This window comes from Haladaptatus sp. W1, assembly GCF_001723155.1.
Taxonomy (GTDB): domain Archaea; phylum Halobacteriota; class Halobacteria; order Halobacteriales; family Haladaptataceae; genus Haladaptatus; species Haladaptatus paucihalophilus.
Genome location: NZ_MEIH01000122.1, coordinates 1 through 8,786, shown reverse-complemented (window position 1 = coordinate 8,786; position 8,786 = coordinate 1). Strand labels below are relative to the sequence as shown.

Below are 8,786 nucleotides of genomic sequence, written 5' to 3'. Positions count from 1 at the left end.
TGGGCGTCGCACCGGCGACCGTCTTCGTGCCATGGTATCTTGTCTGCCGCCGTCGGTACATGCTCGCGGCGGCGAGCGGCGGCGCGGCGCTCGGCTTTTTCGTCCTCACGGGCGACGCCGGGTCGTTCGTGACGCTCGCGGGGATGCTCGGCGCGCTCGGAATTATCGCCTTCGGGACGATGGTTCGGTACGGTGCCACCGTCGGCCAGATAGACGTGTTGGTCGTCGCGCTGGTTGCGATGGTCCTCCTCTCCGCGACGGCGAGCGTCGTCCCCGGCGGTCGTGCGAGTCCGATACTATCGAACAGCGGCGGCGGGTCGGGCGGCAACGGCGGACTCATCAGCAACAACCCGCGCCTCTCGGTGCAGGGCAGCATCGAACTGTCGCCGAAGGTGCAGTACACCGTCACGGCGAGCCACGAGGGGTATTGGAAGGTCGCGTCGTACGACCGCTATACGGGGAACGACTGGATACGAACCGGCGGCAGTCGCGCCTACGAACAGCAGTCGTCGCCGCCCGGAGACTCCTACGAGATTCGACAGACGTTCACCGTCAAAGCGACGCGGGCGGACGCGATGCCCGCGGCGTGGAAGCCGATTCGAGTCCTCGACAATCAGCGGTTGGACACGCGAATCAGTAGCGCGGGGAGCCTCTCGCCGAAACGACCGCTGACGAAGAACCAGTCCTACAGCGTCGTCAGTCGCGTGCCGACGAAGAACCCGAGCGAGTTGGGAACGGCCGGAACCGACTACCCGAGCGACGTTCGACAACGGTACACGCACGTTCCGGGGAGCACGTCACAGCGGTTGAAAGAGCGGGCGGGCGAAATCACCGCGGACGCGAAGACGCCCTACGACGAGGCGGTCGCCATCGAGCAGTGGTTGGAGACGAACAAGGAGTACTCGCTCGACGTCGACCGACCGGACGGGAACATCGCCGACTCGTTCGTCTTCGAGATGAACGAGGGATACTGCGTCTACTACGCGACGTCGATGGTCGTCATGCTCCGCACGCAAGGGATTCCGGCGCGGTTCGTGACGGGATACACGCCGGGACAGCGGACCGACGAGGATACGTGGGTCGTCCGCGGCCTCGACTCGCACGCGTGGGTCGAAGTGTACTTCCCCGACACGGGATGGGTCCGGTTCGACCCGACGCCGACCGACGAACGCGTGGACGCGGAACAGTCGATAGTGAAAAACGCCCGCGAAAACGAGAAACCGGGCATCGACGCGTCCGGGAGCGAGAACGGAACGTGGACCCCGGAGCCGACGACGACCACCACGACCACCACCACGACCACCACCACGACCACCGGCGACGGGACGAACAGCACGTCGAACGGTTCGACGGGCGGGGAGTTGCCCGACCGTCAGAGGCCCGGTGACGGAATCGTCGGTACGAACAGTCCGGCGCGAACGACGACTACCACGACGAACGCGACGGCCGGTGGCGGAATTCCCATCGGACTGCCGTCGACGTCGCAAGTGCTCTACGGGGGCCTGCTGGTGCTCGGACTGTTGCTCACGGCGAGGCGGACCGGTCTGGTAAATCGGGCGTACCGAACCCTGTGGATGCGCTGGCAACCGCGCGACGAACCGGACGCCGACGTCGAACGGGCCTTCGACAGACTGGAGTACTACCTGTCGCGCAAACACCGCGAGCGCCGTCCCGGCGAGACGCCGCGCGAGTACATCGCGTCGCTCTCGCACGTCGGCGTGGACGAGCGAGCCGAACGTGTCGGTTCGTTGTACGAAAAGGCGCGATACGCGGGCGAGGTGACCCGCGACAACGCGGACGAGGCGGTGTCGCTCGTAAACGACATCGTTCGCGGGTCGGATGGTAGCGGAACGAGTGGGTAACGGCCGTTCGATATGGCAACACACCCGACAATGTTTAATAGGTTGGTTTCGTAGCCCCATGCGTAATGTCGGAAGTCTGCTCGACTATCGAGCACACAATACCGCAAGTCTGTACCGCGAGCAAAAACAATTCAATTAAACTTGCGGTGAAATCATGAGTGAAGTCTGCTCGACGTGCGGGCTGCCTCAGGAGCTTTGCGTCTGCGAAGACGTCGCAAAAGAATCCCAGCAGATCACCATCCGCATCGACGAGCGCCGTTATGGAAAAGAGGTAACGATAATCGAAGGATTTGACCCGAAAGACGTGGACGTCGATAGTCTCTCTTCGGACTTGAAGTCGAAGTTCGCCTGCGGTGGCACGGTCGAGCAGGGTCAGATAGAACTTCAAGGAAACCATACCGGACGCGTCGAGGATTTCCTCCGCGACCGCGGGTTTAACGTCGCCTGACGAACCATCCGTCGGTCGGGGACAGCTACACAATCATTTTTTACCGGTCTCCGAACTGCCGAGAGGAGTCACGTCTCGGTCGAACGGGCGAAACTGAACCTCAGAACGGAGCGTCGCGTTCGGCGTCGGCCGACGATTCGAGTTCGTACTCCCACTCGCTGAGGCCACCCGCCATGCTCTCGACCCGAGTGTCCTCCGGAACGCCCTCGTACGACCCGATGAGTCGGGCGGCTTGGACGCTCGATTTGCCGAGCGGACAGACCGTGACGACGTGTTCGGCACCGTCCAGTTCGCCGACCCGAGAGGGGAGCGTGTGAAACGGGATGTTCTCGCTTCCGGGGATGTGACCGCTGTCGAACTGTGGCTCCGGTCGGATGTCGACGATTCGAACGTCCGCGTCTGACTCGACCAGTTCGTGAACGTCGTCGGTGGAGATTTCCGCGTCCATCGACCGGGGTTATGGGGGCCGCCGGAATAAGCCACCCGGTCGGGGAACACGGAATCGGGCGTCCCACGAACGCTAAATCAACCCTTCCTCGCGCGCGAGCAGGAGCGGGGGCAATCCCCACCCGCAGGTCGGCCCGGCGCGAACCGCGTCGAGAGCGTCCTCGACGGGAACCGTCCGAACATCGATGAACTCGTCGGCTTCGAGGTGCTGGTCGCCGGGCGTGAGGTCGGACGCGAAGACGACCGCCCGCTGTTTTCGCATGCCCGCCGCCGGATAGTACGTTTCGAGGAGTTCGACGTGTTTTGCGCGATAACCCGTCTCCTCGTACAGTTCGCGTTTCGCGGCGCTCTCGTAAGACTCGCCGGGGTCCATTCGACCCGCCGGACAGGAGAGCACTCGTTCGCCGAGTCGCGGGCGGTACTCCTCGATGAGGACGAGTTCGTCACCGGTTCGGGCCACGATCGCCACGGCGTCCGGCGGGTCGAACCAGCCCCTTCGGACGCGGTTTCCGTCAGGCCGTTCGAGGGTGTCGTAGCCGACCGCGTGGCCGAGCAGCGACAGGCCGCGTCTCGCGTGGAGTTTCCACTCCATCAGTCGAGCAGGCCCTCCGCGTTTGCGAGGAGGAGCGCCTCGATGGTCGCGTCGTTGGCCGGGTCCTCGCGCGCGGCGTCGAGGGCGTCCTCGACGGGAACCGTCCGCACCGAGAGGAACTCGTTGTCGTCGAGGTTCCGCTCGACCGGCGTCAGTCCCTCCGCGAAGACGATACCGCGCTCGTGTCGGAGGACGCCCGTGGCGACCCAGAACGTTTCGAGTAGCGAGAGGCCGTCCGCCTCGAAGCCCGTCTCCTCGCGGAGTTCGCGCCCGGCGGCGGTCGTGTACGATTCGCCGTCCTCGACGATTCCGGCGGGACACTCCAAGCAGGTCTTCCGAATGGCCGGGCGGTACTGCTCCACGAAGACGACCCGTCCGTCCTCGACGGCGAGGACGACCACGGCGGGCGGGAGGTCCGCCCAGTAGTACTTCTTCGTCGTCCCGTCGGGTTGTTCCACGAGGTCGTAGCCGCCGGTGTACCAGCCCGTTTCGTACTCGGAGTCCGATTCGAGCACCGGCCAGTCGTGGTCGCGCCAGTCGTCGGTCATGGTCGTGACTGAGGCGGCGTGTGGTTAAAATCGACGTGATACCGCAAAATCAGTCGTCGTGGTGGGCCGAGTTGTCCTGTGGGTCGTACCCGAGAACCTCGCGTGCCCGTTCGATGGAGTAGTACTTTCGGTCGTTGTCCGAGATTCCGTAGACGATTTCGTAGCCGTAGTCGGCGGTCAGACAGCAGTCGAACAGGTGGGCACAATCGCGGTAGGACAGCCACATCGCCTGTCCGCGTTCGTAATCTATCGGCGGGTGACCCTCTGTCAGGTTACCGATGCGGACGCAGGCGACGCTGAGGTCGAACTCGTCGTGGTAGTATCGGCCGAGCGTCTCGCCCGCCGCCTTGCTGACCCCGTACAGGTTACCCGGACGGGGGAGTTCGGTGCCGTCCAGTCGGAACTCGTCGTGCGTCCGGTAGAGGTCCGGTTTCCGCTCTTCCGTCTCGTAGGCACCGACCGCGTGGTTCGACGAAGCGAAGACGAACTTCTCGACGCCCGCATCGACCGCGGCCTGCATGACGGTGTGGGTGCCATCGATGTTGTTACCCAGTACGCTGTTCCACGGCGCTTCCGGCCGGGGGTCGCCCGCGAGGTGGATGACCGCACCGACACCGTCCACGGCTTCGTACACGGCGTCGTAGTCGGTGATGTCCGCGACGAAGAATTCGTGGGACGGATCCGCCGCTGGTGGTTCTCTGTCGAGCAATCGCCACTCGTATTTCGATTCGAGGTCGCCGAGAATCGCCGACCCGACGCGGCCCTCGGAACCCGTGAGCAGAACGGGATCGTCCATTCAATCGGCTAGAGGTACAACCCCGATAAGAACCATGCGATTTTCCGGCGGGACGACGACAGTTACGCCGTTACGCGGTGCAGAACCTTATCACGGGCGAGCATGAGGCCCGCGATGAGGGCCACAGTACCCATCCAAACGAACCACAGCGCCATCGTGTTATCGCCGGAGAGCGCGTTCTGGATACCTTGATATTCGGTCACTGCTCCGAGAACCGTCAACAACCCCGACCCGGCGATGTACAGTGCGAACATGCCGAGTTCGAGGAGCGATTCGAACATGCCCGTTCATCGGAACGTGAGGCAAAAGAAGCTTTCGCAGGAACCCCGCTCAGGCGAGCCGCGCGAACGCGAGGTTGCCGCGGACGCTCTCGATGTACACCTGCACTTCGTCGCCCTTCTGTGCGCCGGGGACGAAAATCGTGTACTTGCCGCGTTCCGCAACGCCGTCGCCCTTGCGTCCGGTGCCGGTGATTTTGACCTCGTAGGTCCGCCCCTCTTCGACGGCGTCGCGCTGTTGGGTTCGGCTCGTCGTGCTTCGCTTCGTGACCGGTCGGAACGCACCACAGGCGTCACAGCGGAGCATGAGGTTGCGGTTCTCGCGCACGAGTCGCGTGTCCGGCAGACCACACTCCGAACAGATGACGAACTCCTCTACGTACTCGTCCAGCGCAGTGTTGAAGTCGGACTCGGTGAACGACCCGCTGTATCGTGCCTGTCCTTCCTCGTACTTCCCGCTGGTACCGAGTTCGCGCTGGAGCGCGCTGTGAACGTGTTCGCCGTCTCGTGACAGGGCGTCGGCGATGTCGTCCAAGTTGGTCAGTCGTGTGAACGACCCGTCCTTCTGGACGGCCGGGTCGGGATAGCTGAACCGCTCGTCGCTCGTTTCGAGGTCTGGAACGGCGTCCATGCCTCTGTCGAGGGCTGAATTGTAATCCATACCGTTCGTTGAGAGGTGAACACGTAAAGGTTCTCCGTGTTCCATGTCATCACGAACTTTAACCCCCCGATGCCTCGTTTCCGGCATGGAACCGACGACGCGAGACGCCGCCTGTTTCGAAGCCGGAATCAAGTTCGGCGCGCTGTATCACCAGTTCGCGGGCACCCCCGTCTCCCCCGAGAGCGCCGACAGCCTCGAACGCGCAATCGAGGAGAGCATCGAAAACCAGCCCTCCTGTGAATCGGTGGAAGTGGACATCCTGACCGACGAACTGGCAGACGAGATAGAGCACGGCTACACCGAGTTGACGGGGCGATACATGGAGGTCGAAATCGTCATCGACCACGAGGGGACAGAAGTCGTCACGCGAATGGAGATGGAGGACGGCTACCCGCTGATGAAAATCGAGTCTGTTCGGGAAGAGTGAAAACCGTAAATCGAACTCGAACCAACCACCACGACAGCGACCGACATTCTCGTGAGAGTCAGCGAACGAGCGCACGGAAGAGCTTGCTCTTCCGGAGGAAGCGATAGGCCGTCCGACTTTCCGGGGAGGCAAGCAACACTACCGCGAGCGAAGCGAGCGGACCGACGACTGAATGGAGTGGCTGACTCGCACCGCGAGTCAGCCATCGAAATGAGGAGGAGTGTTTTTGGTCCAGCTTTTACAGGGAATGCGAGGGAGCTTCGCTCCCTCGTTCCTTCACGGCTTTGCCGTGAAGGAGACGGTTCGTCGCGGGTCGAATCGACCCGCGACGAGCCTTCGACCGTCGTTAAAGGTGGTTTCACTTCCGGTTTCGGGTTATCTTTTAAATGTAATCCCGTCCAATCACGCGACATGAGTCAATCTTCGTTCGATGACGAACTGTTCGGTGAAGCGGCAAACGAGATGCGGGAAGACGTCGAAGAACACCTCGCGGCCGCCCGCGAGGAACTGCCACCCGTGGAAGCCGTCTGGGAGACGGACGCCGAGAACACGCTCGGAGCGCTCAACGCGCTCCGCTCGGCGCTCGACGTCGGCGACGCGGAGGACCACCTCCACGACGCCAAGAAGTGGTACGCGATGGGGCAGCGGGCCGACGCGTTCGAGGACGCCGACGACCTGAAGGACGAAATCGAGACCATCGACGCCGCCATCTCGGACGTCGAGGACGCCCGCGAGCAGGTCGGTGAACTGGCGAGCACGATTCCGAGCCTGAAGGGGTCGCTGGAGGAGTTGGAAGCCGACGACGAAAGCGACGACGATGAAGCCGAGGAATCGGCGGCTGACGACGAGGTGGAAGCGGAAGAGGCGGAAGCGGAGGAAGAAGAGGAAGAAGAGGAAGAGTAAGAGTAAAGGAGACGAATCGACCTACTCGCGGCCGGGACGGGACACGTCCCGCGATTCGACCGCCGAGAGCAGTTTCACCAGCGATTGCGTCGCCAGTTCGAGCAGTTCTTCGCCGCGCTCCTCGTCACCGTCGGTCGGGTCGCCGACGACGCCGTTTTCCGTGAACTCCGCGCTGTCGTAGGCGAGGTTGGTGTAGGACACCCACTCCCCCCAGCCGTCGCTCGCGCCCTCGCGGGCCGCTTCGATTTCGTCCTCGCGCACGAGGTCGGGACGAGTGTGACGGAGGAAGGCGGTTTCGAGCGGCCCGGCGTGGCCCATGTCACTCCGGTGGTCGCCGACCGCTTCGAACCACGTGAACGGAACGGCGTAGGCCTCGTCGTGGCGGGTTATCGTCCCCGCGACCTCCCGGAGCGCGGCCACGTTGCCGCCGTGACCGTTGACGATGACGACGCGATTCCAGCCGTGATGGGCGAGACTGGCGACCGTCTCGCGGACGTACCGGCGGAAGGTGTCCTCCGAGACCCACAGCGTGCCGGTGAACTGGCGGTGCTCCTCGCTCACGCCGACGGAAATCGGCGGGGCGACGACGACCTCGCCGTCGTACGCCGCCGCGCCCGCGTCCGCGACGGCTTCGGCGTTCAACCAGTCGGTGCCGAGCGGTGCGTGCGGGCCGTGCTGTTCGGTGCTTCCGACGGGGAGGAGCGCGAGGTCCGTGTCTACGTCGTCGGCGTCGGTCCACGTCGCATCGGAGAGGTGCATACGGGTTTCGTGTTCGGCAATCCCCTTGTAATCGCGGGGTCGGCCGGAAGGACTTACTAACTCAGTGCTGTCGTTCCATCCATGTCCGACCGCGAGCGAGAGCAAGGTGTGGAGTTGGGGGAACTGAGCGGGAAACTGGAGGAACACGACTATCCCGCGGACGTGGACGAACTCGTCTCGGAGTACGGCGAGTACGAGATCAACTATCCGAAGGGATCGGAAACGTTCGAAGAAGTACTCGGACCGATGAACGATACCTTCGATTCGGCGGAGGAAGTTCGACAATCAATCATGACAATGGTTGACAGTGATGCGGTCGGTCGCCAGCGCTACTCCGACCGCGGCGGCGTCGAACAGTCCGCGGCCGACGAAGACCCGGATACGGAGTCGTTCTGACGGAACCGTAACGAGAGGATTACCGCGACTAGTTGTAGCCTGCGAGCGCCGTAAGTGGTCGTTACCATCGTTTTTCACGGCGAAACCAGTTGAACGGACGACTGCCTTATTCGTCGCAGTCACGACCCACCGATAACTGATGAACGAATACAGACGTGCAAGTCTCGACCGGGGGTCAGAAGCGAAATCATGACAGGGGACGGACCGACGGCCGAAACCGTCTCCTCGCTCCTCGGGGACCGGGAACTGATAGTCGCATCGAATCGCCAACCGTATAGCCACGAACGTGAGAACGGCGAGGTCGTCGTCAGCCGTCCGGCGGGGGGTCTCACGTCGGCGCTCGACCCCGTGATGCAGTCCGCCGGTGGGACGTGGGTGGCGTGGGGGAGCGGCGACGCCGATTTCGACGTGGCCGACGAGGACGGGCGCGTTGGCGTACCACCCGAGTCGCCAGCCTACGACATTCGGCGCGTCGAACTCACGGACGAGCAAGTTGAAGGATACTACTACGGCTACAGCAATCAGGTTCTCTGGCCGATCTGCCACATCGACCCGGCGAAGATGAACGCCGACACCGCGTTTTGGGAGCATTATCAGCGGGCGAACCGGGCCTTCGCGGACGCCATCGCCGACGAGACGACCGAGGAGTCGGTGGTCTGGTTTCAGGAC

At 63.2% G+C, this 8,786-nt stretch carries 13 protein-coding genes; 6 read left to right on the top strand and 7 right to left on the bottom strand.

What is annotated here, in order from left to right:
• Together BG842_RS06700 and yciH are read left to right on the top strand one after the other, a co-directional pair.
• On the top strand, positions 1–1,862 hold a 1,862-nt coding region (locus BG842_RS06700), incomplete at its 5' end, for a transglutaminaseTgpA domain-containing protein (RefSeq protein WP_069450174.1).
• Between the two features lie 154 nt (positions 1,863–2,016).
• Positions 2,017–2,310: a stress response translation initiation inhibitor YciH gene (gene yciH, locus BG842_RS27290; RefSeq protein WP_007979767.1), complete on the top strand. Its 294-nt coding sequence runs from the start codon at positions 2,017–2,019 to the stop codon at positions 2,308–2,310.
• Between the two features lie 100 nt (positions 2,311–2,410).
• Here the strand turns inward: yciH and BG842_RS06690 are convergent, their stop codons facing one another.
• The 6 genes from BG842_RS06690 to BG842_RS06665 form a co-directional block, all read right to left on the bottom strand.
• The gene (locus BG842_RS06690) at positions 2,411–2,758 is read right to left on the bottom strand and encodes a rhodanese-like domain-containing protein (protein ID WP_069450172.1); all 348 of its coding nucleotides are present in this window, start codon (positions 2,756–2,758) and stop codon (positions 2,411–2,413) included.
• A gap of 72 nt (positions 2,759–2,830) precedes the next feature.
• Complete coding sequence (locus tag BG842_RS06685; protein WP_069450171.1) at positions 2,831–3,349, bottom strand: NUDIX hydrolase; 519 nt, start codon at positions 3,347–3,349, stop codon at positions 2,831–2,833.
• Complete coding sequence (locus tag BG842_RS06680; protein ID WP_069450170.1) at positions 3,349–3,897, bottom strand: NUDIX hydrolase; 549 nt, start codon at positions 3,895–3,897, stop codon at positions 3,349–3,351. The genes BG842_RS06685 and BG842_RS06680 overlap by 1 nt, the downstream gene beginning before the upstream one ends.
• A 49-nt stretch (positions 3,898–3,946) precedes the next feature.
• Complete coding sequence (gene azf, locus BG842_RS06675; protein WP_007979775.1) at positions 3,947–4,693, bottom strand: NAD-dependent glucose-6-phosphate dehydrogenase Azf; 747 nt, start codon at positions 4,691–4,693, stop codon at positions 3,947–3,949.
• 62 nt (positions 4,694–4,755) lie between these two features.
• On the bottom strand, positions 4,756–4,974 hold the full coding sequence (locus BG842_RS06670; RefSeq protein WP_007979777.1) for a hypothetical protein: 219 nt from the start codon (positions 4,972–4,974) through the stop codon (positions 4,756–4,758).
• 49 nt (positions 4,975–5,023) lie between these two features.
• Positions 5,024–5,632 (bottom strand): translation initiation factor IF-2 subunit beta, encoded by a 609-nt coding sequence (locus BG842_RS06665; protein WP_007979779.1) that lies wholly within the window; start codon positions 5,630–5,632, stop codon positions 5,024–5,026.
• A gap of 85 nt (positions 5,633–5,717) precedes the next feature.
• Here BG842_RS06665 and BG842_RS06660 point away from each other — a divergent pair, with 85 nt between their 5' ends.
• Positions 5,718–6,059 (top strand): dihydroneopterin aldolase family protein, encoded by a 342-nt coding sequence (locus BG842_RS06660; RefSeq protein ID WP_069450169.1) that lies wholly within the window; start codon positions 5,718–5,720, stop codon positions 6,057–6,059.
• Positions 6,060–6,470: 411 nt separating this feature from the next.
• The gene (locus tag BG842_RS06655; protein WP_069450168.1) at positions 6,471–6,962 is read left to right on the top strand and encodes a DUF5790 family protein; all 492 of its coding nucleotides are present in this window, start codon (positions 6,471–6,473) and stop codon (positions 6,960–6,962) included.
• 21 nt (positions 6,963–6,983) lie between these two features.
• On the opposite strand, the gene BG842_RS06650 is transcribed toward BG842_RS06655, so the two are convergent.
• Complete coding sequence (locus tag BG842_RS06650) at positions 6,984–7,721, bottom strand: creatininase family protein (RefSeq protein WP_069450167.1); 738 nt, start codon at positions 7,719–7,721, stop codon at positions 6,984–6,986.
• A gap of 81 nt (positions 7,722–7,802) precedes the next feature.
• Between BG842_RS06650 and BG842_RS06645 the strand changes: the two genes are divergently transcribed.
• A complete protein-coding gene (locus BG842_RS06645; protein ID WP_069450166.1) occupies positions 7,803–8,117 on the top strand; it encodes a hypothetical protein in 315 nt (104 codons plus the stop codon).
• Between the two features lie 189 nt (positions 8,118–8,306).
• Positions 8,307–8,786 (top strand): trehalose-6-phosphate synthase (locus BG842_RS06640; RefSeq protein WP_139136049.1); only part of this gene is annotated, 480 nt, incomplete at its 3' end.

Bases quoted from the DNA above. Each gene is read 5' to 3' on its own strand.
- yciH (WP_007979767.1), top strand. From the start codon at position 2,017: ATGAGTGAAGTCTGCTCGACGTGCGGGCTGCCTCAGGAGCTTTGCGTC.
- BG842_RS06690 (WP_069450172.1), bottom strand. From the start codon at position 2,758: ATGGACGCGGAAATCTCCACCGACGACGTTCACGAACTGGTCGAGTCA.
- BG842_RS06685 (WP_069450171.1), bottom strand. From the start codon at position 3,349: ATGGAGTGGAAACTCCACGCGAGACGCGGCCTGTCGCTGCTCGGCCAC.
- BG842_RS06680 (WP_069450170.1), bottom strand. From the start codon at position 3,897: ATGACCGACGACTGGCGCGACCACGACTGGCCGGTGCTCGAATCGGAC.
- azf (WP_007979775.1), bottom strand. From the start codon at position 4,693: ATGGACGATCCCGTTCTGCTCACGGGTTCCGAGGGCCGCGTCGGGTCG.
- BG842_RS06670 (WP_007979777.1), bottom strand. From the start codon at position 4,974: ATGTTCGAATCGCTCCTCGAACTCGGCATGTTCGCACTGTACATCGCC.
- BG842_RS06665 (WP_007979779.1), bottom strand. From the start codon at position 5,632: ATGGATTACAATTCAGCCCTCGACAGAGGCATGGACGCCGTTCCAGAC.
- BG842_RS06660 (WP_069450169.1), top strand. From the start codon at position 5,718: ATGGAACCGACGACGCGAGACGCCGCCTGTTTCGAAGCCGGAATCAAG.
- BG842_RS06655 (WP_069450168.1), top strand. From the start codon at position 6,471: ATGAGTCAATCTTCGTTCGATGACGAACTGTTCGGTGAAGCGGCAAAC.
- BG842_RS06650 (WP_069450167.1), bottom strand. From the start codon at position 7,721: ATGCACCTCTCCGATGCGACGTGGACCGACGCCGACGACGTAGACACG.
- BG842_RS06645 (WP_069450166.1), top strand. From the start codon at position 7,803: ATGTCCGACCGCGAGCGAGAGCAAGGTGTGGAGTTGGGGGAACTGAGC.